The 23,432-nt window shown below is 70.7% G+C and carries 18 protein-coding genes, 1 tRNA gene and 1 pseudogene; 11 read left to right on the top strand and 9 right to left on the bottom strand.

The window, feature by feature from the left end; translation table 11 throughout:
• Positions 1-16: 16 nt before the first annotated feature.
• From thrB to lysA, 4 genes are all read right to left on the bottom strand, one after another.
• Positions 17-934: a homoserine kinase gene (thrB, locus tag IOE58_RS02295; protein WP_193864792.1), complete on the bottom strand. Its 918-nt coding sequence runs from the start codon at positions 932-934 to the stop codon at positions 17-19.
• Positions 931-1,989, bottom strand: coding sequence for a threonine synthase (thrC, locus tag IOE58_RS02290; protein WP_193864791.1), 1,059 nt, complete (start codon positions 1,987-1,989; stop codon positions 931-933). Before thrC ends, thrB begins: the two co-directional genes overlap by 4 nt.
• Positions 1,990-1,993: 4 nt before the next feature.
• Positions 1,994-3,358, bottom strand: coding sequence for a homoserine dehydrogenase (locus IOE58_RS02285; RefSeq protein ID WP_193864790.1), 1,365 nt, complete (start codon positions 3,356-3,358; stop codon positions 1,994-1,996).
• A 127-nt stretch (positions 3,359-3,485) separates the two neighbouring features.
• Positions 3,486-4,901, bottom strand: coding sequence for a diaminopimelate decarboxylase (gene lysA / locus IOE58_RS02280; RefSeq protein ID WP_193864789.1), 1,416 nt, complete (start codon positions 4,899-4,901; stop codon positions 3,486-3,488).
• Between the two features lie 203 nt (positions 4,902-5,104).
• On the opposite strand from lysA, the gene IOE58_RS02275 reads away from it, so the two are divergent.
• The gene (locus IOE58_RS02275) at positions 5,105-7,381 is read left to right on the top strand and encodes a bifunctional alpha,alpha-trehalose-phosphate synthase (UDP-forming)/trehalose-phosphatase (RefSeq protein ID WP_193864788.1); all 2,277 of its coding nucleotides are present in this window, start codon (positions 5,105-5,107) and stop codon (positions 7,379-7,381) included.
• A 194-nt stretch (positions 7,382-7,575) separates the two neighbouring features.
• Here IOE58_RS02275 and IOE58_RS02270 read toward each other — a convergent pair.
• The 3 genes from IOE58_RS02270 to IOE58_RS02260 all read right to left on the bottom strand — a co-directional run bounded on the left by IOE58_RS02270 (position 7,576) and on the right by IOE58_RS02260 (position 9,723).
• Positions 7,576-7,648 (bottom strand) — tRNA-Arg (locus IOE58_RS02270).
• A 135-nt stretch (positions 7,649-7,783) separates the two neighbouring features.
• On the bottom strand, positions 7,784-8,836 hold the full coding sequence (gene tsaD, locus IOE58_RS02265; protein ID WP_193864787.1) for a tRNA (adenosine(37)-N6)-threonylcarbamoyltransferase complex transferase subunit TsaD: 1,053 nt from the start codon (positions 8,834-8,836) through the stop codon (positions 7,784-7,786).
• A complete protein-coding gene (locus tag IOE58_RS02260; protein WP_193864786.1) occupies positions 8,833-9,723 on the bottom strand; it encodes a peptidoglycan DD-metalloendopeptidase family protein in 891 nt (296 codons plus the stop codon). The genes tsaD and IOE58_RS02260 overlap by 4 nt, the downstream gene beginning before the upstream one ends.
• Positions 9,724-10,012: 289 nt before the next feature.
• Between IOE58_RS02260 and IOE58_RS02255 the strand changes: the two genes are divergently transcribed.
• The 5 genes and pseudogenes from IOE58_RS02255 to IOE58_RS14835 all read left to right on the top strand — a co-directional run bounded on the left by IOE58_RS02255 (position 10,013) and on the right by IOE58_RS14835 (position 16,840).
• Complete coding sequence (locus IOE58_RS02255; protein ID WP_193864785.1) at positions 10,013-10,789, top strand: response regulator transcription factor; 777 nt, start codon at positions 10,013-10,015, stop codon at positions 10,787-10,789.
• Complete coding sequence (locus tag IOE58_RS02250) at positions 10,786-11,910, top strand: sensor histidine kinase (protein ID WP_193864784.1); 1,125 nt, start codon at positions 10,786-10,788, stop codon at positions 11,908-11,910. The genes IOE58_RS02255 and IOE58_RS02250 overlap by 4 nt, the downstream gene beginning before the upstream one ends.
• Before the next feature lie 139 nt (positions 11,911-12,049).
• Positions 12,050-15,966, top strand: a pseudogene (locus tag IOE58_RS02245) (multifunctional oxoglutarate decarboxylase/oxoglutarate dehydrogenase thiamine pyrophosphate-binding subunit/dihydrolipoyllysine-residue succinyltransferase subunit).
• A gap of 49 nt (positions 15,967-16,015) precedes the next feature.
• A complete protein-coding gene (locus IOE58_RS02240; protein ID WP_193864783.1) occupies positions 16,016-16,660 on the top strand; it encodes a GDSL-type esterase/lipase family protein in 645 nt (214 codons plus the stop codon).
• A 105-nt stretch (positions 16,661-16,765) separates the two neighbouring features.
• On the top strand, positions 16,766-16,840 hold the full coding sequence (locus tag IOE58_RS14835; protein WP_369832988.1) for a 50S ribosomal protein bL37: 75 nt from the start codon (positions 16,766-16,768) through the stop codon (positions 16,838-16,840).
• A gap of 79 nt (positions 16,841-16,919) precedes the next feature.
• On the opposite strand, the gene IOE58_RS02235 is transcribed toward IOE58_RS14835, so the two are convergent.
• Both IOE58_RS02235 and IOE58_RS02230 read right to left on the bottom strand, forming a co-directional pair.
• The gene (locus IOE58_RS02235) at positions 16,920-17,267 is read right to left on the bottom strand and encodes an anti-sigma factor (RefSeq protein WP_193864782.1); all 348 of its coding nucleotides are present in this window, start codon (positions 17,265-17,267) and stop codon (positions 16,920-16,922) included.
• Positions 17,264-17,917: a sigma-70 family RNA polymerase sigma factor gene (locus IOE58_RS02230; protein WP_193864781.1), complete on the bottom strand. Its 654-nt coding sequence runs from the start codon at positions 17,915-17,917 to the stop codon at positions 17,264-17,266. Before IOE58_RS02230 ends, IOE58_RS02235 begins: the two co-directional genes overlap by 4 nt.
• Before the next feature lie 313 nt (positions 17,918-18,230).
• Between IOE58_RS02230 and IOE58_RS02225 the strand changes: the two genes are divergently transcribed.
• The 5 genes from IOE58_RS02225 to IOE58_RS02205 all read left to right on the top strand — a co-directional run bounded on the left by IOE58_RS02225 (position 18,231) and on the right by IOE58_RS02205 (position 23,387).
• Positions 18,231-18,797 carry a hypothetical protein gene (locus IOE58_RS02225; RefSeq protein WP_193864780.1) on the top strand — a complete coding sequence of 189 codons (567 nt, stop codon included), beginning with the start codon at positions 18,231-18,233 and terminating at the stop codon, positions 18,795-18,797.
• Between the two features lie 4 nt (positions 18,798-18,801).
• The gene (gene aroA / locus IOE58_RS02220) at positions 18,802-20,130 is read left to right on the top strand and encodes a 3-phosphoshikimate 1-carboxyvinyltransferase (protein ID WP_193864779.1); all 1,329 of its coding nucleotides are present in this window, start codon (positions 18,802-18,804) and stop codon (positions 20,128-20,130) included.
• The gene (rsgA, locus tag IOE58_RS02215) at positions 20,124-21,170 is read left to right on the top strand and encodes a ribosome small subunit-dependent GTPase A (protein ID WP_193864913.1); all 1,047 of its coding nucleotides are present in this window, start codon (positions 20,124-20,126) and stop codon (positions 21,168-21,170) included. Before aroA ends, rsgA begins: the two co-directional genes overlap by 7 nt.
• 100 nt (positions 21,171-21,270) lie before the next feature.
• Entirely contained in the window at positions 21,271-22,071 is an 801-nt protein-coding gene (gene hisN / locus IOE58_RS02210) for a histidinol-phosphatase (RefSeq protein WP_193864778.1), read from the top strand.
• A 95-nt stretch (positions 22,072-22,166) separates the two neighbouring features.
• Positions 22,167-23,387 carry a pyrophosphate--fructose-6-phosphate 1-phosphotransferase gene (locus IOE58_RS02205; RefSeq protein ID WP_193864777.1) on the top strand — a complete coding sequence of 407 codons (1,221 nt, stop codon included), beginning with the start codon at positions 22,167-22,169 and terminating at the stop codon, positions 23,385-23,387.
• Positions 23,388-23,432: the final 45 nt, after the last annotated feature.

Below are 23,432 nucleotides of genomic sequence, written 5' to 3'. Positions count from 1 at the left end.
CCGCCTGGACGCGGGCTCAACCTACCACAGCACGGCTGGGGTGTCGGCGCAGGGGCACCTGAGCCAGTCGCCACGCCGAGGGATCGTCGACGATGCGGCGCACCAGCCCCGCCACCCGCGCGCGGTCACCGGCCAGCACCAGCACGGCCGGGCCCGCCCCGGAGATCACCGCGGGCACTCCCTCCTGGCGCAGCACCCGCATCAGCTCCACGCTCTGGGACATGCCGGGGGCCCTGTGCTCCTGGTGGAGGCGGTCCTCCGTGGCCTCCAGCAGCAGGTCGCTGTCCCCCGTGGAAAGAGCATGGGTGAGCAACGCGGTGCGGGAGGCGTTGTGCACGGCATCGCCGTACGGCACCGTCTCGGGCAGCAGAGAGCGCGCCACGTGGGTGGACAGGGTGGCGCGCGGCAGCAGCACCAGGGGCCGCAGCACGTCCTCGGCGACGGTCAGGGCGACGGCGCGGGCGTGACCGCCTCGCATCCACGAGAGCACGACGCCCCCCATCAGTGCGGGGGCCGCATTGTCCGGATGCCCCTCGAACTCGCAGGCCAGCTGCAGCACGGTCCGGTCGTCCAGCGCCTCCGGCTCGCCCACCAGTGCCCGGGCCAGCAGCAGGCCCGCCACCGTCGCGGCAGCGCTGGAGCCCATTCCCCGACCGTGGGGGATGCGGTTGGTGCAGTGCAGGCGCACCCCCACCTGCGGGGCGCCCGCCTCGTCGAGGCCCCGACGCAGGGCCCGCACCACCAGGTGCTCCTCCCCGGTGGGGACGGAGCCGGCTCCCTCCCCTCGGGCGGTGATCTCCACTCCGCCGGTGGTGGCCTCCAGCTCGAGGTCATCGCACAGGTCGACCGCCAGGCCCAGAGCATCGAAGCCGGGCCCCAGATTCGCGCTGGTGGCGGGGACCCTGACGGAGGCGCGCGTGTGCTGGATCCTCACAGGCCGATGGCCTCCACCACCGCCGCCAGATCCACGGGAAGCACCGTGGGCGTCAGGTCCCGGCGCGACAGCGCCGCCTCCACGTCCTTGAGCCCGTTGCCGGTGACGGTCACCGCGATCGTGGCCCCGGCGGGGACCAGTCCTCGCTCGGCCTGCTGCAGCAGACCCGCCACGCTCGCCGCGGAGGCGGGCTCGACGAAGATCCCGACGTCCTCGGCCAGGCGCTGCTGGGCATCGAGGATCTGCTCGTCGGTGACGGCGTCGATCAGCCCGCCGGAGTCGTCGCGGGCGGCCACGGCGAGGTTCCACGAGGCCGGGGCGCCGATGCGGATGGCGGTGGCCACGGTCTCCGGTGCGGTGATCGGGTGCCCGGCCACGAAGGGAGCGGCGCCGGCGGCCTGGAAGCCCCACATGGCCGGGGTGGCCTCGGTGATGCCGGCCTCGTGGTACTCACGGTAGCCCATCCAGTAGGCGGAGATGTTGCCGGCGTTGCCCACGGGGAGCACGTGGACGTCCGGTGCGCGGCCCAGGGCGTCGCACACCTCGAAGGCGGCGGTCTTCTGCCCCTGCAGGCGGAAGGGATTGACGGAGTTGACCAGCTCCACGGGGTGCTCGGCGTGCAGCTTGCGCGCGATCTCCAGGCAGTCGTCGAAGTTGCCGTCCACCTGCACCAGCTGAGCTCCGTGCACGACGGCCTGGGCCAGCTTCCCGGCGGCGATCTTGCCCTGCGGCAGCAGCACCACGCAGGTCATGCCGGCGCGCGCCGCATAGGCGGCCGCCGAGGCGCTGGTGTTGCCGGTGGAAGCGCACACCACGGTGGTGGCTCCGTCGTTGAGGGCGCGGGTCATCGCCGAGACCATCCCGCGGTCCTTGAACGAGCCGGTGGGGTTCTGGCCCTCGACCTTGATGTGCACCTCGGCGCCGACGGCCTCGGAGATCGCGGGCGCGGGCACCAGGGGGGTGCCGCCCTCGCCGAGGGTCAGCAGGGTGTCCTGCGCGGTGAACGGGAGGTGGTCGCGGTACTCGGCGAGGACGCCCTGCCACTGGTGTGCCATCGGGTCATTCTCCCTCGATGCGCAGCACGGAATCGACCCCCAGCACGGTGGAGGTGGAGGAGAACACGTCCAGCACGGCGGTCATCGACGATTCCAGGGCACGGTGGGTGGTGATGCCGATGTGGGCGCTGCCCTGTCCGCTCGCCGAGCCGTCCTCGTCCTCCTCGATCAGCTGCTGGTGGATGGTGGAGATGGAGATCCCGTGGCTGGACAGGGTCCCGGCGATCTCGGCCAGCACGCCGGGACGGTCCTGCACCCGCAGGGAGACGTAGAAGGCGCTGCGCAGCTGCTCCAACGGGATCTGCTCCAGGGCGGCGTAGTGCGACTCGCGCAGGCCCGCTCCCCCGCGCAGCCGCTGGCGGGCCGCGGAGACCACGTCGCCCAGCACGGCCGAGGCGGTGGGTGCGCCGCCGGCGCCCTGCCCGTAGAACATCAGGGATCCGGCCGCGTCGGCCTCGATGAACACGGCGTTGAACGCCTCGGAGACCGAGGCCAGGGGGTGCTCGGAGGAGATCAGCGCCGGGTACACGCGCGCGGAGATCCTCTCCCCGTCCTGCCCGGGGACGCGCTCCACGATCGACAGCAGCTTGATGGTGCGTCCCATGCGCTCCGCGGCGGCGATGTCCTGGGAGGACACGGAGGTGATGCCCTCGCAGTGCACATCGGCCAGGCTCACCCGGGAGTGGAAGGCCAGGGAGGCGAGGATGGCGGCTTTCGCGGCGGCGTCGTGGCCCTCCACGTCGGCCGTGGGATCGGCCTCCGCATAGCCGAGCTGCTGGGCGGTGGCCAGGGCGTCGTCGAAGCTCGCACCGGTGCGGGCCATCGCGTCCAGCACGTAGTTGGTGGTGCCGTTGACGATGCCCATCACCCGGTCGATGCGGTCACCGGCGAGGGACTCGCGCACGGGGCGCACCAGCGGGATGGCCCCGGCCACGGCGGCCTCGAAGGACAGGTCCACGCCGTGACGGTCGGCCGCCTCGTAGAGGGTGGCGCCGTCCTGGGCCAGCAGCGCCTTGTTGGCGGGGACCACGGCGGCGCCGTGCTCCATCGCCTGCAGGATCAGGGAGCGGGCCGGCTCGATCCCGCCCATCAGCTCGATCACCAGGTCCGCCTCCCGCACCAGGGCGGAGGGGTCATCGGTCAGCAGCGATGGATCGACGTGGGGGCCGCGGTCGCGCGCCATGTCGCGCACCGCGACCCCGATCACCTCGAGCCGACCGCCGATGCGGTGCGCGAGGTCGTCACCCTGCTCGGTGATCAGGCGCAGCACCTCGGTGCCGACGGTCCCGGCACCCAGCACCGCCACCTTCAGGGTGGGCAGGTCCTGGGCGGAGTTCTCGGGAGCGGGTGCAGGCTGGGTGTTCGTCATGGTGCGGCGGTCCTTCCATGCGGTCCGTCGGTGGGTTCCGGGCGGCATCGGCACTGTATCGGAGCACCGAGCGCCCCTGTGTCGTCGTATGAACGTATGGGTCAAAGAGTGCGGTGCAGCAGAGGCCTCAGCCGACGTCCAGGGCCATCAGGTCGTCCTCGGTCTCGCGCCGCAGGAGCGTGCGGATCTCGCCGTCGCGCACGGCGACCACTGCCGGCCGGGGCACGTGGTTGTAGTTGGAGGACAGCGAGTAGCAGTACGCGCCGGTGACCGGGACGGAGATCAGGTCGCCGCGACGCAGGTCCGCAGGCAGGTACTCGTCCTTGACCACGATGTCGCCGCTCTCGCAGTGCTTGCCGACCACGCGCGCCACGGTGGGCTCGGCGTCGGAGACACGGCCGGCCAGCAGCGCCGAGTAGTCCGCGTCGTACAGGGCGGTGCGCACGTTGTCGCTCATGCCGCCGTCCACCGAGACGTACACGCGATGGTGGGGGCCGCCCAGGTGCACGTCCTTGATGGTGCCGACCGTGTAGAGGGTCTGGGTGGAGGGCCCGGCGATGGCCCGTCCCGGCTCGAAGGCCAGGTGGGGCACTTCCAGTCCCAGGTCCCGGCATTCCATGGCCACGATCTGCGCGATCCCCTGCGCGAGCGCCTCCGGGGAGGACGGCGTGTGCTGGGTGTTGTACATGACGCCGAAGCCGCCGCCCAGGTCCAGGGAGTCGATGGTGTGCCCGAAGCGCTCTCGCACCTCCGCCACCAGGCGCAGCACCCGGCGGGCGGCGATCTCGAAGCCGCTCACGTCGAAGATCTGGGAGCCGATGTGGGAGTGCAGGCCCACCAGGTCCAGGGTGGCCGGCCGCTCGAGGACTCTGCGCACCGCCTCCAGGGCATCGCCCGTGGGCAGGGAGATCCCGAACTTCTGGTCCTCGTGGGCGGTGGCGATGAACTCGTGGGTGTGGGCCTCCACCCCGGTGGTGACGCGCAGCATCACCGGGGCCACCACGCCCAGCTGCTCGGCGATCTGCGAGACGCGCTCGATCTCCTCCAGGGAGTCGACCACCAGTCGGGCGATCCCGGCCTCGAGGCCGCGGCGGATCTCCGCATCGGACTTGCTGTTGCCGTGCATGGCGATGCGGTCGGCAGGGAATCCTGCCCGCAGCGCGACGGCGAGCTCGCCCCCGGTGCACACGTCCATCCCCAGGCCCTCCTGGTCCACCCAGCGGGCCACCTCGGTGCACAGGAACGCCTTGCCCGCGTAGAACACGTGCGCACCGCGATAGGGCTCGAAGGCGGCGGCGAAGGCGTCCCGGAAGCGTGCGGCGCGGGCGCGGAAGTCCAGCTCGTCCACCACCAGCACGGCGGTGCCCACCTCCTCGGCGATGCGGTGCACGCTCACCCCGCCCACCTCGAGGGCACCGTCGGCTCCCCGCACGGTGGTGCGCGACCACAGCCCGTCGAGCAGTGCGTTGACGTCGGCGGGATAGGGCAGCCAGGTGGGCGCGGCATCGTTGCCGTGGAGGGCTCCGGCCTCGTGGGCGCGCATGGCGGCTCCTTCGGGTGGGGAGACTGCAGGACAGGGCCCGGCAACAGGGCTGTGACGGGCCGAGGAGAACCCTAGACCGCTGCGCGGTCCGCGTGCTCGACCGTCCGTTCCGCGATCAGCAGGTCAGCGAGCCCACTTGATAGCGTGGCGCCGTCGAGCCGTACAGCGCTCCGGCCCATCCCCTGCGCCCACGAGGAGTAGCCGTGCCCACCACCGAGCCCCAGTCCGGATCCGGCCATGAACTGGTCGTCGTCGCGAACCGCCTGCCCGTGGACGCCCGCACCCTGCCCGACGGCGCCACGGAGTGGGTGACCAGCCCGGGCGGCCTGGTGACCGCGATGGAATCGGTGATGCGCACCGTGGACTCCGGTGCCTGGGTGGGGTGGGCCGGCAGCCCGGGCGAGGCCCCCGAGCCCTTCGAGGCCGACGGCATGCACCTGTACCCCGTGGCACTCGAGCAGGAGGACGTGGAGAAGTACTACGAGGGCTTCTCGAATGCGACCCTGTGGCCGCTCTACCACGACGTGATCGTGGATCCCGTGTTCCACCGCACCTGGTGGGACTCCTACGTCTCCACCAACCGCCGCTTCGCCCAGGCCGCCGCACCGGTGACGTCCCGCCGAGGGGTGGTGTGGGTGCACGACTACCAGCTGCAGCTGGTGCCGGAGATGATCCGCGCCGCCCGCCCCGATGTGCGCATCGGCTTCTTCAACCACATCCCCTTCCCCCCGGTGGAGCTGTTCTCCCAGCTGCCCAAGCGCAACCAGATCCTGCGCGGCCTGCTGGGCTCGGACGTGGTGGGCTTCCAGCGCGAGAGCGACTCGCTGAACTTCCTGGCCTCGGTGCGCAAGCTGCTGGGGTACCACGTGGAGGGGCACGTGATCACCGTGCCCGGCATCGGCTCGGCCCCGGCCCGGGAGGTGGTCGCCAAGACCTTCCCCATCTCGATCGACTCGGCGGCCGTCTCCGCACTGACGGAGGACCAGGACGTCATCGAGCGCACCGCGCAGCTGCGCCGGGACCTGGGGAACCCGAAGAAGATCGTGCTGGGCGTGGACCGCCTGGACTACACCAAGGGCATCCGGCACCGCCTGAAGGCCTGGCAGGAGCTGCTCAACGACGGCTCCGTGGACCCTCACGAGACCGTGATGATCCAGGTGGCCACACCGTCGCGTGAGCGGGTGGAGGCCTACCGCCAGCTGCGCGACGAGGTCGAGCTCACCGTGGGTCGCATCAACGGCGACTTCGCGCCGATCGGCCGGCCCGCCGTCTCCTACCAGCACCGCTCCTTCGACCGTCGCGACATGACCGCCCTGTTCATGGCCGCGGACGTGGTGCTGGTGACGGCGCTGCGGGACGGCATGAACCTGGTGGCCAAGGAGTACGTGGCCTCCCGCCCGGACCTGCGCGGCGTCCTGGTGCTGAGCGAGTTCGCCGGTGCGGCCGACGAGCTGCGTGCGGCCGTGCTGGTCAACCCCCACGACATCGACGAGCTCAAGGCCGCGACCCTGCGCGCCCTGGCGATGCCCGAGGAGGACCAGGAGGAGGCGATGCGCTCCCTGCGGCGCCAGGTGATGGACAACGACGTGCAGGCCTGGGCCCATTCCTTCCTCGACGAGCTCGAGCAGTCCGGCAAGCCGCAGGACGACGCCCCGGCCGTGATCCGGCTCAGCGGCGACGATCCCACCGATCCCGCCGAGCTCGACGAAGCCCTGGCGCAGTTCGCCCGGATCCCTCGGATCCTGGTGGCCTCGGACTTCGACGGGGTGATCGCACCGATCGTGGCCGACCGCGACGCGGTCCAGCCCGACCAGGCGGCGCTGGGGGCACTGCGCGACCTTTCCGAGCTGCCGGGCACCTCGGTGGCGCTGGTGTCGGGCCGTGCCCTGGGGGATCTGGACCACCACACCCGCATGCCCAGCACCGTGGTGCTGGTGGGGAGCCACGGCGCCGAGGTGGGTGCACTGCCCCCGTGGATGCACGCCGAGGTGCTGGACAACACCGCGCTGGCCATGACGCCGGAGAAGGAGCAGCTGCTGGCCTCGGTGACCCGCACCCTGCGGCGCATCGCCGCAGAGAACCCGGGGTCGGAGGTGGAGACGAAGCCGGCCGCGGCCGTGCTGCACACCCGCAACGCCCGCGGGCGCGGCTCCATCAACGCCACCGAGGCTGCTCTGGCCTATGCCCGCACCCTGCCGGACGTGGTGGTCACCCCGGGCAAGGAGGTGGTGGAGTTCTCGGTCATCCACACCTCCAAGGGCGTGGCGATGGATGCGCTGGCCCGCGCCAGCGCCGCCGATGCCTGGCTGTACGTGGGCGACGACGTCACCGACGAGTCGGTGTTCGCCCAGCTGGGCGACTCGGACCTGGCGATCAAGGTGGGCGGCGGGGAGACCGCCGCCTCCTTGCGCATCGATGATCCCCAGGCGGCCTCCGCACTCTTCGCCCGCTTGCTGGAGCTGCGCCGCGAGCAGGGCTGAGCCCGGGCCTGCAGGAGCCCGGGTTCCTGCCCCGGCGACGGGGCGGGGCCCAGCGCTCTTCGTGCGCGGCGATCTCTGCGAGCGTCGGTGCGCAGGAGCCCTCGGGTCGTGCCGCATCGCACCCAGTGTGAACCCACGCAGAAAAACCGAGTCGCGACATCGTCTCTCAACGATGTCGCGACTCGTAGCACGAGTGCCCGCGACAGGATTCGAACCTACGACCTTCTGCTCCGGAGGCAGACGCTCTATCCACTGAGCTACGCGGGCCCGGTCACGAACGGATCACGACCGACCACGGCAGTCTAGCAATGGGTGTGCCCCGGATGCCGTCTCCTGCGTGGGTGTGCTGCGCAGGTGAGGCGGAGGTCACGCAATGGGCGAGGGGCGGTGGGAGGACGGTGCTCAGGCCGGCAGCGGAAGCTGTGCCCCGTGCAGCACGGCGGAGGGATCCGCTGCGATGCCGAGGCCGCTGGGGTCGGCATCAGCGCGCACCAGAAGGTCACCGACCGCGGCGATCATCGCCCCATTGTCGGTGCACAGCCGCGGAGGCGGGATCCTCAGCTCGATGCCCTCGGCCTCGCACCGCTCGGCCGCGACGGCCCGCAGTCGCGCGTTGGCGGCGACCCCGCCGACGATCACCAGGGTGTCCAGACCGTGGTCCTTGACGGCCCGGACCGCCTTGGCGACCAGCACGTCCACCACGGCCTGCTCGAAGGAGGCGGCGATGTCCGCCACCGGCACCGGGTCTCCTGCGCGCTCGATGGTCTCAACGGTACGGGCCACCGCTGTCTTCAGCCCGGAGAAGGAGAAGGTGTAGGCCGGATCGCCGCTGCGCATCATCGCCCGCGGGAAGCGGAATGCGGCAGGATCCCCGTCGACGGCGGCCCGGGAGATCACCGGTCCGCCCGGATAGCCCAGTCCCAGCAGGCGCGCCACCTTGTCGAAGGCCTCCCCGGCGGCGTCGTCGAGGGTGTCGCCGAGGTGCTCGATCGGGTCCCGCACGAGGTCGCCGATGGCGAGGATGGAGGTGTGGCCGCCCGAGACGATCAGCACGATGCTGCGCTCCGGCAGCGGGCCGTGCTCGAGGGTGTCGGCGGCGGCGTGGCCGGCCAGGTGGTGCACCCCGAACAGCGGCACATCGAGGGCCCAGGCCACCGACTTGGCGGCCGCCAGGCCCACGTGCACAGCCGTGGCCAGTCCCGGCCCGGAGGTGGCGGCCACGTGGGTGATGTCGCCCAGCTCCACCCCTGCATCGTGCAGGGCGATCTGCAGGATGGGCACCGCGGCGTCGAGGTGCGCGCGGGCGGCGATCTCGGGGACCACTCCCCCGAACTCTGCGTGCTGGGAGGCGCTCGAGGCGAGGCCCTGGCCCAGCAGGGTGCCCTCGGAGACGATGCCGAACCCGGTCTCGTCGCAGGAGGACTCGACACCGAGGACGACGGGAGTGCGGGTCACCGCAGCAGCGACATCGGGTTGGAGTAGGTGCCGGCCTCGTCCATCTTGGCGAAGTGGAGGTGGCAGCCGGTGGAGCGACCGGTGGAGCCCACGTAGCCGATGACCTCGCCGGCCTCGACGGTGGCACCCACGGAGGTGCCGTAGCTCTGCAGGTGGTAGTAGCCGGTGATGACGCCGTTGCCGTGGTCCACCTTCACGCGCTTGCCGGAGGCGCCGTTGTACTCGACTGCGATGACGGTGCCGGACTGCGCGGAATGGACGGGGGTGCCGCAACTGGCACCGAAGTCGACGCCATCGTGCATCTTGCTGTATCCGAGCACGGGATGGGTGCGGTAGCCGTAGCCTGAGGTGATGGGGCCGCCCACGGGGCGTACGTAGCCGCCGGAGCTCTGGGGCAGGGCCTGGCCGGACTCGTCGACCGCGGCGGGCTCAGGCTCCGGCTCGGGCACGGTGACCTTGATGCCGGTGACCGCTTCGTTCTCCGCCAGGGTGGCCTCGTCCTCGACAGGGGCGGCCGGGTCGTCCGCGGAAGCGGTACTGCCCTCGGCGGGCGAGGTGCGCTCCTGAGCGCGGGTGGCGGTGGTCTCCTCGGTACGCACCTCGGCACCCTCGGCCGCGGGCAACGACGCCTCGGCGACGGGGAGGGCGACGGGCTGGACCGGTTCGACGGGCGCCTCGACGACGGGGGAAGCAGCGGGCTGATCGGCCGGGGCCGCCTCGGTGACGTCCGCGGCCGTTGCGGCCAGCGGGGCGGCGATGGTGGCGGTGGCGAGGGCGCCCAGGACGCCGGACTTCACGACACCGGCGCGGACAGCGGAATCGCGGTGCGTTCCACCGCCGGAGCGTGCGCACACCAGTGCTCGGCCATGGGCGCGATGGTTCGCCACTGCTTGCTACCTGCTTCCGGGATCGACGTCGGGTCCTGTCTGTCCGAGCGCGACGCTGGACATGGGAAGGACGCGTCGCCGAACAACCTCGTCAAGGCTACGGCCGGGCAGTCAGGACGTACGAGCAGGTCAACGCTCCCATTGCCAAATCTTTGCCCCGGGGGCCCGCGATGGGGGAACTCTTGACGTACCCCCTTGTCGGTTTGACAGGAACGCGGTTGTTCGTTCCGTGGTCGCGGGTGGCACGTCACATCCGACCGCCGTCCGGGACGCTCGCTACAGTGTCGCCATGTCGACGCCTGAGACCAGTCGCAGCAGCGCTCCCCCCGTACGAGTCGTGGTGATCGAGGACGAACCGACCATCACGCAGGCCATAGCGGATCGCCTCACCGCCGAGGGCTGGGACGTGAGCACGGCCCCGGACGGCCCCACGGGCGTGCGGACCGTCGCCGAGGTACGTCCGGACGTGGTCGTGCTGGACGTGATGCTGCCGGGTTACGACGGCCTGGAGGTGTGCCGCCGGATCCAGGCCGACGAACCCGTCCCGGTGCTGATGCTGACCGCCCGTGACGACGAGACCGACATGCTGGTGGGTCTCGGCGTGGGTGCCGACGACTACATGACCAAGCCCTTCTCCATGCGGGAGCTGGTGGCACGGCTCAAGGCGCTGCTGCGTCGGGTGCGGCGGGCCGCGGAACCGGATGCTGCCAGGGAGACCCAGACGATGCTCGAGCTGGACGACCTGGTGATCGACCGGGCCGGTCGGCGCGTCACCCGCGGCGGTGAACCCGCGCACCTGACGCCCACGGAGTTCGACCTGCTGCTGTGCCTGGCCTCGACCCCGGGCACCGTGCTCACTCGCGAGCAGCTGCTGGCCGACGTGTGGGACTGGGTGGACGCCACCGGCACCCGCACCGTGGACTCCCATGTCAAGGCGCTGCGTCGCAAGCTGGGGTCGGATCTGGTGCGCACCGTCCACGGCGTGGGGTACGCGCTCGAGTTGCCCGGTCCCGACAGCGAGGCCCCTGAGGCCGCCGAGGCGGATCGGGCGGCCGATCGGGCATGACCCCGAGGCGCGTGCCCGAGCGGCTCGACGTCCGCCCGCTGGACCGCTTCCGCTCCTTCAAGGTCAAGCTGGGCGTGCTGGTGGTGGCCGTGGTGAGTGTCTCCGCCCTGCTGACCTGGGTGAGCCTGAGTGCGGGCCTGGAGCCGATCCTGGCGATCCCGCTGGTGGTGCTGCTCGCGCTGGTGTTCACGCAGCTGCTGGCCCGTGGCATGACCTCGCCGCTGCGCGAGATGACACGGGCGGCACGCGCCATGGCCACCGGCGACTACACCCAGCGCGTCCGCGCCAGCAGTCGTGACGAGGTGGGGCAGCTGGCCGCGGCCTTCTCCACCATGGCCTCGGAGCTGGAGCAGACCGACCGGATGCGACGGGACCTGGTGGCCAACGTGTCCCACGAGCTGCGCACCCCCGTGGCCGGCCTGAGGGCCCAGCTCGAGAACATCGTCGACGGGGTCACCGAGCCCGATCCCGCCGCGCTGTCGGTCGCCCTCGCCGAGACCGAGCGCCTCTCCCAGCTGGTGGACCACCTGCTGGACCTCTCGCGCATCGATGCCGGTGCCACCGCGCTGCTGCACGAGCAGATCGAGCTGACGCCGTTCCTGCACGAGGTGGTGGACAGCGCTGCTCTCGCGCCCGGTGCTCAGGACGTGCGCTGGGTGATCGAGGTGGAGCCGGCCGGACTCACCGTCCATGCCGACGCCGCACGGCTCCACCAGACCATCGCGAACCTGCTGGACAACGCCACCCGGCATTCGCCACCGGGCGGTCGCATCCGCGTCAGTGCGGCTCGCGACGAGGCGGGCAGCGGTGTGCGGATCGACGTGCACGACGAGGGCCCGGGCATTGCACGGGAGGACCGCGACCGCGTGTTCGAGCGGTTCCAGCGCGGGGGCGCATCCGATCCCTCCGGGGGCACCGGACTGGGCCTGGCGATCGCCCGCTGGGCGGTGGGGCTCCACGGCGGGCGCATCGAGGTGATCGACGATCCGCGGGACGAGCTGGCGGTGCACGGGCGCTCCTCCCTGATCCGCGTCACCCTGCCCGATGCAGGTGCTCCTGCGACTCCGGTCACCACCGCGCCAGGCCCTGCACCCACACCCCCGGCGGACCTGGGATACTGACGGTGCGACATCACCGATCCGCCGCCGCCGTGCGCCGAGGTCGTTCGCGCAGCAGCGGCTGGTTCCCCCAGGGGGCACCGCCTCCGTTACGCTGGTCGCATCCACATCACTCGAACGTGAGAAGGCTGGCGATCCCCCAGTGTCACAGCAGACACAGAGCACGGACACCCCGGAGTTCGGTCCCAACCAGTGGCTCGTGGACGCGCTCCGCGAGCAGTGGCAGCAGGACCCCACGAGCGTGGACCGGAGCTGGGCGGAGTACTTCGCCTCCCACCCTGCCGCCGGGAGCGCGGCCACCGAACCGCCGCAGCCTGCTGACGACGCCGGCGCAGGCACAGCCGAGCAGCCCACCGACCGCTCGGACGGGAGCACATCCGACGGTGCCGACCCCGACGACGGCGGCCGGACCACCGCCTCGCAGAAGAACCTCGACGTCCCCTCCCCCTCCTCGACCCCCGCGAAGGAATCCGAGCCCGTGAACGACGCCGCGAAGGCCGACGAGAAGAAGACCGACGAGACGAAGGCGGCCCCGAAGGCTGACGTGAAGAGGGCCCCGGAGAAGAAGTCCCCAGAGAAGAAGGCCGAGCAGAAGTCCGAGGACACGAGCTCCTCTCCTGCCGGCACCAGGATCTCCAGCACCTCGGACCGCCCCGCCAAGATCCCCACCACCACCACGCAGATCCCCGCTGTGGAGCTGCGCGAGCCCGAGCCCGTCAAGCTGCGCGGCCCGGCGGCGGCAGTGGTGCGCAACATGGACGAGTCCTCACCGTGCCCACCGCCACCTCGGTGCGCGACGTGCCGGTGAAGCTGCTGTTCGACAACCGGATCGTCATCAACAACCACCTCAAGCGCAACCGCCAGGGCAAGGTGTCCTTCACCCACCTCATCGGCTGGGCGATGATCGAGGCGATCACCGAGATCCAGGACATGAACAACGGGTTCGACGTCGTCGACGGAAAGCCCGTAATGCTGAAGCGCGAGGACATCAACTTCGGCCTGGCGATCGACATGCCGCGCCCCGACGGCTCCCGTGGCCTGGTGGTGCCCAACATCAAGGCGGCCCAGCGCTTCGACTTCCTGGGCTTCTGGCGCGCCTACGAGGACGTCGTGAAGAAGGCCCGCGCGGGCAAGCTCACGATGGACGACTTCTCGGGCACCACGGTCTCGCTGACCAACCCCGGTGGCATCGGCACCGTCCACTCCATCCCCCGCCTGATGAAGGGTCAGGGCGTGATCGTGGGTGTGGGTGCGATGGACTACCCCGCCCAGTTCCAGGGCGCCAGCGCCAGCACCCTGGCCGACCTCGCGGTCTCCAAGGTGATGACGCTGACCTCCACCTACGACCACCGCATCATCCAGGGCGCTGCCTCCGGTGAGTTCCTCAAGGTGATGGCCGACAAGCTGCTGGGCAAGGATGCCTTCTACGACCGCGTGTTCGCGGCGCTGCGCATCCCCTACCAGCCGATCCGCTGGGTCGAGGACAACCCGTTCCGCTACTCGGAGTCCGAGCGCCTGGCCCCGGTGATGGACCTGATCCACTCCTACCGGGTGCGCGGCCATCTGATGGCCGACACCGACCCGCTCCAGTACCGCGTGCGCCACCACCCCGATCTGGACGTGGAGACCTACGGACTGACCCTGTGGGACCTGGACCGCACTTTCCCCACCCGCGGGCTGGGCGGCAAGGACTCGATGACCCTGCGCGAGATCCTCGCGGTGCTGCGGGACTCCTACTGCCGCTCGATCGGCGTGGAGTACATGCACATCACCGATCCCGAGGAGCGCAACTGGCTGCAGCGGGAGATCGAGACCCCGCGCCGCCCCTTCGACAAGGAGGAGCACACCCACATCATGGACCGCCTCAACGCCGCCGAGGCGTTCGAGACGTTCCTGCAGACCAAGTTCGTGGGCCAGAAGCGGTTCTCGCTCGAGGGCGGCGAGTCCGTGATCCCCATGCTGGACTCGATCCTGCACGACTCCAGCCACGACAACGTCGAGGAGGTGTGCATCGGGATGGCCCACCGCGGCCGTCTCAACGTGCTCTCCAACCTCGCCGGGAAGAGCTACTCGCAGATCTTCCAGGAGTTCGAGGGCAACGTCGGCACCAATCTCGGTTCGGGCGACGTCAAGTACCACCTGGGCACCGAGGGCACCTTCACCGCACGGGACGGGGCCACGACCAAGGTGTACCTGGCGGCGAACCCCTCGCACCTGGAGGCCGTCAACCCCGTGCTCGAGGGCATCGTGCGCGCCAAGCAGGACCGCCTGGAGCGCGGCAACGACTTCCCGGTGCTGCCGATCCTGATCCATGGCGATGCGGCCTTCGCCGGGCAGGGCGTGGTCACCGAGACCCTCAACCTCTCAGAGCTGCGCGGCTACCGCACCGGCGGCACCATCCACGTGATCATCAACAACCAGATCGGCTTCACCACGTTGCCGGACTCCTCGCGCTCCTCCTACTACTCCACGGATGTTGCCAAGTCCACGCAGCTGCCGATCTTCCACGTCAACGGGGACGACCCGGAGGCGTGCGTGCGCGTCGCCGAGATCGCCTTCCGCTACCGCCAGAAGTTCCACCGCGATGTGGTCATCGACATGGTGTGCTACCGCCGCCGCGGCCACAACGAGGGCGATGACCCCTCGATGACCCAGCCGCAGATGTACGCGCTGATCAAGAACCAGCCCACCGTGCGCAAGCTGTACACGGAGGCGCTGATCGAGCGCGGCGACCTCACCGAGGACGAGACCCAGGGCGTGATGCGCAACTTCCAGGAGCACCTGGACCAGGCCTTCGCCGCGATCCGGCCGAGCAAGGTCGATGACTCCGATGACAGCGTGCGGGGGCTGGACCTGCCCGAGTCCCAGCAGGAGGAACCGGCCGGCGCCCCCAGCGACGAGGACGAGATCTCCACCGCCGTGGACGCCTCGGTGCTGGAACGGATCGGCGAGGCCCACACGGGCTACCCCGAGTCCTTCACCGTGCACCCGAAGCTGGCGCCCCTGGCCTCCAAGCGCCAGCAGATGTCCATCGATGGCGACATCGACTGGGCGTACGGCGAGCTGCTGGCCTTCGGCTCCCTGCTGCTGGAGGGGCGCCGAGTGCGCCTGGCGGGGCAGGACTCCCGCCGCGGCACCTTCGTGCAGCGCCACAGCGTGTTCATCGACCACGAGAACGGCGACACCTGGACCCCGCTGTCCCACCTCGGTGAGGGCCAGGCGCGGTTCAACGTGTACGACTCCTCCCTCTCGGAGTTCGCCGCCCTGGGCTTCGAGTACGGCTACTCGGTGGAGAGCCCGGACTCCCTGGTGCTGTGGGAGGCGCAGTTCGGCGACTTCGTCAACGGCGCCCAGACGATCATCGACGAGTTCATCTCCGCCTCCGAGCAGAAGTGGGGCCAGAACTCCGGGGTGGTGCTGCTGCTCCCCCACGGCTACGAGGGGCAGGGACCGGACCACTCCTCCGCCCGCATCGAGCGCTTCCTGCAGCTGTGCGCGGAGGACAACATGCGTGTGGCGATGCCGTCCACGCCGGCCAGCTACTTCCACCTGCTGCGCCGCCAGGCCAAGGCGACCCCGCGCAAGCCGCTGATCGTGTTCACCCCGAAGTCGATGCTGCGCAACAAGGCCGCCACCAGCCAGGTGGAGGACTTCACCAGTGGCTCCTTCGAGCCTGTGCTGCCGGACACCACGGTCGATCCCGCGAAGGTGAAGCGCGTGCTGCTCACCTCGGGCAAGGTCTACTGGGACCTGGTCGCCAAGCGGAAGAAGGAAGGGCGCGAGGACACCGCCATCGTGCGGGTGGAGCAGCTGTACCCGCTGCCGGCCGAGCAGCTCTCCTCCGTGCTGGAGGCGTACCCCGACGCCGAGCTCACCTGGGTCCAGGAGGAGCCGCGCAACCAGGGCGCCTGGTTCTACATGGCGATGAACTTCGCCGTGACCGTGGGCCGTACGCTGCGCGTGGTGGCGCGTCCCGCCTCGGCCTCGCCCGCCGCCGGATCCTCCAGCGTCCACAAGGCCGAGCAGGAGGACCTCCTGCGCCGTGCCTTCGAGCGCTGAGCGGTCCGTCGCTACAGTGGAGACTTCGTCCCCGCCCCAGGAGGTACAGGTGCCAGCAGCGTCCACCCCGTCCGATGCCGGTCAGGAGCCCCGCATCCGCATCATCGCCCTCGGCGACGAGCTCCTCGCCGGTGCGGGTGATGCCCGCGCCCTGGGCTGGCTCGGCCGAGCGGTGGCCAACGAGCAGGGTGCCGACAGCCGCATCGACCTGTTCACCTCCGCCCTGCCTCAGGAGACCTCGGCGCAGCTGGCCGAGCGCTGGGATGCGGAGGTGGCGCGCCGCCTCGACGAGCGGGGCCGAGCCGAGGGCAGCATCGACCACCGGGTGGTGCTGGGGATGGGGCGCGCGGACATCACCACAGGAATCTCCCTGGCGCGCTCGCGCCTGAACCTCGCCAAGGTGCTGGACGGGCTGGAGCGGCAGCGGCTCTCGGCCTTCGTAGTGGGCCCGCCGCCCAGCCGCGATTCCGAGCTGACCGCGAGCGTGCGCGATCTCTCCGGTGCCTACGAGGACGTCTGTTCCCGCCGGCGCATCCCGTACGTGGACACGCTGAACGCCCTGGACGGTCACGAGCAGTGGACCGCGGACATCGCTCGTTCCCCGGGTGATCATCCCGGTCAGACGGGCTACGGGCTGATGGCGTGGCTGGTGCTGCACGGCGGCTTCGGCAGCTGGCTGGGCACCTCGGCGTGATCGATCCGACCTCCATCACTGCCTGCTCGGGCCGTTGCGAGGCGCAGCGACCCCGGTGACTGTGGCACAATTGCGGGGTTGTCCGGCCGAAGGAAGGAGAGCGCGATGAGCAAGCGCGGACGCAAGCGCAAGGCCCGCCGCAAGAACGGCGCCAATCACGGCAAGCGCCCCAACAGCTGACGCCACCGAGCACGACGGCGTAGTGAAGGCCTCTTCCCCACCTGGGAAGAGGCCTTCTTCATGCCCGGACCGGTCGCGGTCAGGACGGCGGCAGAACGGTGGAGCTGGTGGAGGTGATGCGCACGCTGGAGGTGCCGTCGGTCCCGGTGCGCGAGACGGTCACGCTGCGGTACTGCACACTGATCCGCTCCCGCAGGGAGCTGGGGGCGCGGTCCGCACAGCTGCGGCGCACCAGGTTCTTCACCCGGCGCAGCCGTTCGAGCTCCTCGGCGCACTCGGGGCAGTCCTGGGCGTGGAGGAGCATGCGCTCCACCATCTCGACGGGCAACTCGCCGTCGATCGCTCCCTCCAGCCCGAAGCGCAGGTCGCGTCCGTCCTCGCCGCTGCTGACGCCGGGCTGCTCGCGCCGGCTCTGATCGCGGTTCATCGCTCCTCCTCCGGCTGCTCGTCCCCGCGCAGGTACCCGCTGCGGCGCGCGTAGTCCGAGAGCAGCTCGCGCAGCTGCCGCCGACCGCGGTGCAGCCGGGACATCACCGTGCCGATCGGGGTGTCCATGATCTCGGCGATCTCCTTGTACGCGAAGCCCTCGACATCGGCCAGGTAGACGGCCAGGCGGTAGTCCTCGCGCAGCTCCGCCAGCGCGTCCTTGACCGCGGAGTCCGGCAGGTGGTCCAGCGCCTCCGCCTCAGCCGATCGCAGGCCGCTGCTGGTGTGGGACTCGACCTCGGCCAGCTGCCAGTCCTCGACGGTGTCCGTCCAGGACTCCTTGGGGCGGCGCTGCTTCTGCCGGTAGGTGGAGATGTAGGTGTTGGTCATGATGCGGTACAGCCACGCACGCATGTTGGTGCCCGGGGTGAACCGCTCGCGGGCGCGGAAGGCCTTCATGAAGGTCTCCTGCACCAGGTCCTCGGCGTCCGCGGGCTTGCGAGTCATCCGCAGTGCGCCGCCGTAGAGAGAGTCGAGATGGGAGAGGGCCTCGGCCTCGAAGTCGAAGTCCTCGGCGGCAACGGGGGCGGCGAGATCCGCCTGCGGGGCGGAGTCCTCCCGCGACAGGTCGGTCGGCTCGGTCTGTGTCATCAGGTCCCAACCTACGCCAGGTGGCTCCAGCACAGCGACGCCCATGCTCGCTCCTCTCGATGCTCGTCCGGCATGTCGGTGCGGATCCGGTTCGGGCCCGCACCGGATGAACGCGGCAGGTGCTCCGGTTGTTCCCATCGGCCGCCGGCGCTGCCGCCGCGGCTGCTGGGGACTGCTCCGCCACGGCCGAAGAGGATGCTGCACCTGGCAGTGGGGCCAGTCACGGTAGGCTGGGCGCCATGCCGGGCACCTCGGGTGGGCACCACCGCCCAGGCCCGGCACCACCAACCATCGTCGAGAACGTGAGGACACCATGGCCCTGGTCCGCCGCATCGCCCGCCCCCTGCTCGCTGCTCCCTTCATCCTCGAGGGGGTGCGCACGGCCTCGCAGCCCGAGCGTGAGATCGACGTCTACCCCCAGGCCTTCGAGGCCGTCGACTCCGCCCTGGCGAAGACCTCCACCCCGGACTTCCTGGACGCCCGCACCATCATCCGTGCCTCCGGTGCCATCGCCGCCGGCGCCGGCATCATGTACGCCACGAACCGCCGCCCCCGCCTGGCTGCTGCCACCCTGCTGCTGACCACCTCGGTGGGCTGGGCCGGCCGCAAGCGCATCTGGGAGCTCAGCGGCGAGGAGCGGATGCAGGAGATCCAGTCCATCCTCACCGACGCCGGCCTGCTGGGCGGCGTGCTGCTGGCCGTGGTCGACCACGACGGCCGTCCCTCGCTGGGCTACCAGGTGAACAAGTTCGTCGAGCGCAGCAAGAAGAACGCCGCGGCCAAGCAGCGCGAGATGGAGAAGAAGGCCGACGCAGTCGGCAAGCGGGCCAAGAAGCGCGTGGACGCCACGCAGAAGAAGCTGGCCTCCGCGCGGGGCTGACGGCGTGACGTCCGAGGTCCTGTGGACGGCTCCTGTCGCACAGGGGCCGGTCGACGCACTGGTACGGGTCCCCGGGTCGAAGTCGCTGACCGCACGCTGGATGCTGCTGGGCGCCATCGCCGATGAGCCCACGCGGCTGCGCAGAGCGCTAGTCTCCCGCGACACACGCCTGATGCGCGATGCGCTGGAGCGCCTGGGGGCCGTGCTCTCGGTGCAGGACGGGGAACTGCAGGTCACCCCGATCCCCCCTCCGTCGGAGGCTCCCGCCGAGCCGATCGAGATCCACGCCGGGCTGGCCGGCACCGTGATGCGCTTCGTGCCGCTGCTGGCCGCCCTGCACCACGGTGACGTGCGCTTCACCGGGGACGACGCCGCCCTGCAGCGGCCCATGTCACCGGTGATCGCCGTGCTGCGCGCGCAGGGCGTGGAGGTCACCGAGCACGGCGAGGCCGGACGCCTGCCGTTCACGGTGCACGGGAAGGGGCACCTGGCCGGCGGCCGCATCGAGGTGGACGCCTCGGAATCCAGCCAGTTCGTCTCCAATGCCCTGCTGGTGGCCGCCCGGGGGGACCAGGACCTCGAGCTGGTGCACCGGGGCGCCTCGCTGCCGTCGCTGCCCCACATCGACATGACCATGGAGACCCTCAGGGCCGTCGGCGTGCAGGTCAGCCACGAGGTCGACGAGGACGGCCTGCACCTGTGGCGAGTGGCCCGGGGAACGATCGCCCCCGGCAGCATCGTGGTCGAACCGGATCTCTCCAACGCCGGCCCGTTCCTGGCCGCCGCCATGGTCACCGAGGGCACCATCGCGATCGCGGACTGGCCCGAGCGCACCACCCAGCCCGGGGACGCCTACCGCGGCCTGCTCGAGCAGATGGGCGCAGAGGTGTGGCGCGAGGACGACTCGCTGTGCGTGAGCGGCACCGGCACCATCATGGGCATCGACGCGGACCTCTCCCGCACCGGCGAGATCGCACCCACCATCGCGGCGCTCGCCGCACTCGCGGAATCCCCGAGCCGTCTGCGCGGAATCGGGCACCTGCGCGGTCACGAGACCGACCGGCTGCGGGCACTGGCCACGGAGCTGACCCGGCTGGGTGCCCGCACCGTGGAGCTCGAGGACGGCCTGGAGATCAACCCCAGTCCCTTGCGCGGGACGGTGTTCGAGACCTACGAGGACCACCGCATGGCCACGGCCGCCGCCATCATCGGACTGCGGGTGCCGGACGTCCGGGTGGTGAACGTGGAGACCACCCAGAAGACCCTGCCCGACTTCGTGGGCATGTGGCTGTCGATGCTGCACACCGATGCTCCCGCGGGGGGCACCTGGTGAGGCGCTCCTACCGCGACCTCGACGAGTCCGACGTCAGGGTGCGACCCAACCGTCGGGGCAGCCGCCCCCGCACCAAGGACCGCCCCGCGCACGAGGACGCGATCCCGGCGCGCGTGGTCGCCGTGGACCGTGGCCGCTGGCGCACCGTGGTGGGCGCCGGCACCGACCAGGAGCGCACCGTCACGGCGATGCGGGCCCGCGAGCTGGGCCGCTCCCCCGTCGTCCCCGGGGACGTGGTGGCGCTGGTGGGTGACACCAGCGGCACGGACGGCGCCCTGGCCCGGATCGTGCGGATAGAGGAGCGCTCCTCCTTCCTGCGCCGCAGCGCCGACGACGACGACTCCTCCGAGCGCCCGCTGGTCGCCAACGTCGACACGATGGTGATCGTCACGGCCCTCGCCGATCCCAAACCCCGCGGGGGCATGGTGGACCGTTGCCTGGTGGCCGCCTGCGTGGCCGGCATCGACGCCCTGCTGGTGCTGACCAAGGCCGATCTGCGCGACCCGGAGGACTTCCTGCACACCTACGCGCCGCTGGGGGTCGAGCACCTGGTGACCCACCAGGATCAGGACGGGCGGATCGTGGGATTGGAGCAGCTGCGCGAGCGGCTCACCGGTCACGTCAGCGTGCTCATCGGGCACTCCGGCGTCGGCAAGTCGACCCTGCTGAACGCCCTGGTGCCCGGCACCGAGCGCGCCACCGGGGTGGTCAATGCGGTGACCGGGCGCGGCAGGCACACCTCCTCCTCCGCGCTGGCGATGCAGCTGCCGGACTCCGCGGGCTGGGTGATCGACACCCCAGGAGTGCGGTCCTTCGGCCTGGGCCACGTGGCCCCCGAGGAGCTGCTGGACGCCTTCGCGGACCTCGCCGAGCTGGCCGAGCAGTGCCCGCGGGGCTGCACCCACCTCGAGGACGCCCCCGACTGCGCCCTGGACGAGCTGGTGGAGCAGGGAGAGGCCGGCACAGCGGGGCCGGCCCGCCTGGCCTCCTACCGCCGCCTGGCTGCGGCCCTGCGCCGCAACGACCCCTGGGACGTCTGAGCCGAAAGGCAGGCAGGAGATGACGGGGCCCGGGGAGGTCCGGGCTCGGGCCGCCGCGTCGCTCCCGGTCAGCGGCACCGGGTGCCCCTAGTCTTTACCCATGTCCAGCCGCTATGCCGATGATCTCCGTCTGGCCCATGTGCTCGCCGATGCCGTGGACCAGCTCACCATGTCCCGCTTCAAGGCACAGGACCTGGAGGTCACCACCAAACCGGATCTCACCGAGGTCACCGACGCCGACCGCGCCGCCGAGCAGCTGGTGCGCTCCCAGCTCTCCCGCTCCCGCTCCCGCGACCAGGTGATCGGTGAGGAGTTCGGCTCCACCGGCTCCTCACCCCGGCAGTGGGTGATCGATCCGATCGACGGCACCCGCAACTTCGTGCGCGGGGTGCCGGTATGGGCCACCCTGATCGGCCTGATCGAGGACGGCCAGCCGGTGATCGGTCTGGTCTCCGCGCCCTCGCTCTCCCGCCGCTGGTGGGCCGGCGCGGGTGCGGGCGCCTGGACGGGCACCCGCATCAGCTCCGCCTCGCAGCTGCAGGTCTCCCAGGTGGACGACATCGAGGACGCCTCGCTGTCCTACTCCTCCCTGCACGGCTGGGCCGATGCGGAGCGGCTCCCCCAGATGCTGAACCTCATGCAGCGGTTCTGGCGCACCCGCGCCTACGGCGACTTCTGGTCGTACATGCTGGTGGCCGAGGGTGCGGTGGACGTGGCCTGCGAACCGGAGCTGAACCTGCACGACATGGTGGCGCTGGCACCGATCGTCACCGAGGCCGGAGGTCGCTTCACCTCGATCGACGGCGAGGACGGCCCCTTCGGCGGCAGCGCCGTGGCCAGCAACGGGATCCTCCACGACGAGGTGCTCGAGGCGATCGCCGCACGCACCGAGCGCGATTGATCCCTCCCGCAGGGATTCACCTGAACAGGGTCCCCCACCCGGATCGGTAGACTCTGGACGTCGTTGACCCGAACCGTGAAGGGACCTGATCATCCATGACCGTCAAGCGCGTCGCTCTGCTCACCGCCGGTGGCTACGCCCCCTGCCTCTCCTCCGCTGTCGGAGGTCTCATCGAGCGGTACAACGAGCTGGTGCCCGACGTCGAGATCATCGCCTACAAGCACGGCTACTGGGGCCTGCTGTCCGGCGAGAAGATCGTGGTGGACGACGAGGTGCGTGCCAAGGCCGGCCTGCTGCACAACTACGGCGGCTCACCCATCGGCAACTCCCGCGTGAAGCTCACCAACACCGCCGACCTCGTCGAGCGCGGCCTGATCAAGGAGGGCGAGAACGCCCTGGAGGTCGCCGCGAACAGGCTCAAGCAGGACGGCGTCGACGTCCTGCACACCATCGGTGGTGACGACACCAACACCACCGCTGCGGACCTGGCGAAGTACCTGCACGAGAACGACTACGACCTGCATGTGGTGGGCCTGCCCAAGACGATCGACAACGACATCGTGCCGATCCGTCAGTCCCTGGGCGCGAAGACCGCCGCAGAGCAGACCAGCGTGTTCGCCCAGAACATCATCGCCGAGCACGGCTCGAACCCGCGCATGCTGATCATCCACGAGATCATGGGCCGCGCCTGCGGGTACCTCACCGCACAGGCCGCCGAGTACTACCAGCAGTGGCACGCCCAGCAGGAGTGGCTGCCCGCGATCGGCCACAAGGCCGAGCGCTGGGACGTGCACGCCGTGTTCCTGCCGGAGATGAAGCTGGACATCGACGCCGAGGCCGAGCGCCTGAAGAAGGTCATGGACGAGACCGGCTGCGTGAACATCTTCCTGTCCGAGGGCGCGGGCATCCCCGAGATCATCGCCGAGATGCAGAGCCGCGGCGAGGAGCCGGAGAAGGATCCCTTCGGCCACGTCAAGATCGACAAGATCAACCCCGGCCAGTGGTTCGCGGGGCAGTTCGCGGAGAAGCTGGGAGCGGAGAAGGTCATGGTGCAGAAGTCCGGCTACTTCTCGCGCTCCGCGAAGGCCAACGCCGAGGACCTGCGCCTGATCAAGTCGATGACCGACCTCGCCGTGCAGGTCTCCCTCGAGGGCGGCTCCGGCGTGATCGGCCACGACGAGGAGCAGGGGAACGTGCTGCGCGCCATCGAGTTCGACCGCATCGCCGGCCACAAGTCCTTCGACATCTCCCAGCAGTGGTTCACGGACGTGATGGACCGCATCGGCCAGAAGGTCGCCCCGGCCGAGAAGGACTGACCGAGCACCGGCCGATACCGCACGCCCGACGAGCCCCGCACACCC

Origin of the sequence: Brachybacterium epidermidis, from assembly GCF_015209585.1 — a bacterium.
In the GTDB taxonomy this organism is placed as follows: Bacteria; Actinomycetota; Actinomycetes; order Actinomycetales; family Dermabacteraceae; genus Brachybacterium; species Brachybacterium epidermidis.
Note: the sequence above shows the minus strand (reverse complement) of the source record. Positions and strands in the feature narration are given on the sequence as shown.

What these genes read in the sequence shown, in the direction of transcription:
- thrC (WP_193864791.1), bottom strand. Translation starts at nt 1,989, where the DNA reads ATGGCACACCAGTGGCAGGGCGTCCTCGCCGAGTACCGCGACCACCTC.
- IOE58_RS02285 (WP_193864790.1), bottom strand. Translation starts at nt 3,358, where the DNA reads ATGACGAACACCCAGCCTGCACCCGCTCCCGAGAACTCCGCCCAGGAC.
- lysA (WP_193864789.1), bottom strand. Translation starts at nt 4,901, where the DNA reads ATGCGCGCCCACGAGGCCGGAGCCCTCCACGGCAACGATGCCGCGCCC.
- IOE58_RS02255 (WP_193864785.1), top strand. Translation starts at nt 10,013, where the DNA reads ATGTCGACGCCTGAGACCAGTCGCAGCAGCGCTCCCCCCGTACGAGTC.
- IOE58_RS02250 (WP_193864784.1), top strand. Translation starts at nt 10,786, where the DNA reads ATGACCCCGAGGCGCGTGCCCGAGCGGCTCGACGTCCGCCCGCTGGAC.
- IOE58_RS02235 (WP_193864782.1), bottom strand. Translation starts at nt 17,267, where the DNA reads ATGAACCGCGATCAGAGCCGGCGCGAGCAGCCCGGCGTCAGCAGCGGC.
- IOE58_RS02230 (WP_193864781.1), bottom strand. Translation starts at nt 17,917, where the DNA reads ATGACACAGACCGAGCCGACCGACCTGTCGCGGGAGGACTCCGCCCCG.
- IOE58_RS02225 (WP_193864780.1), top strand. Translation starts at nt 18,231, where the DNA reads ATGGCCCTGGTCCGCCGCATCGCCCGCCCCCTGCTCGCTGCTCCCTTC.
- hisN (WP_193864778.1), top strand. Translation starts at nt 21,271, where the DNA reads ATGTCCAGCCGCTATGCCGATGATCTCCGTCTGGCCCATGTGCTCGCC.
- IOE58_RS02205 (WP_193864777.1), top strand. Translation starts at nt 22,167, where the DNA reads ATGACCGTCAAGCGCGTCGCTCTGCTCACCGCCGGTGGCTACGCCCCC.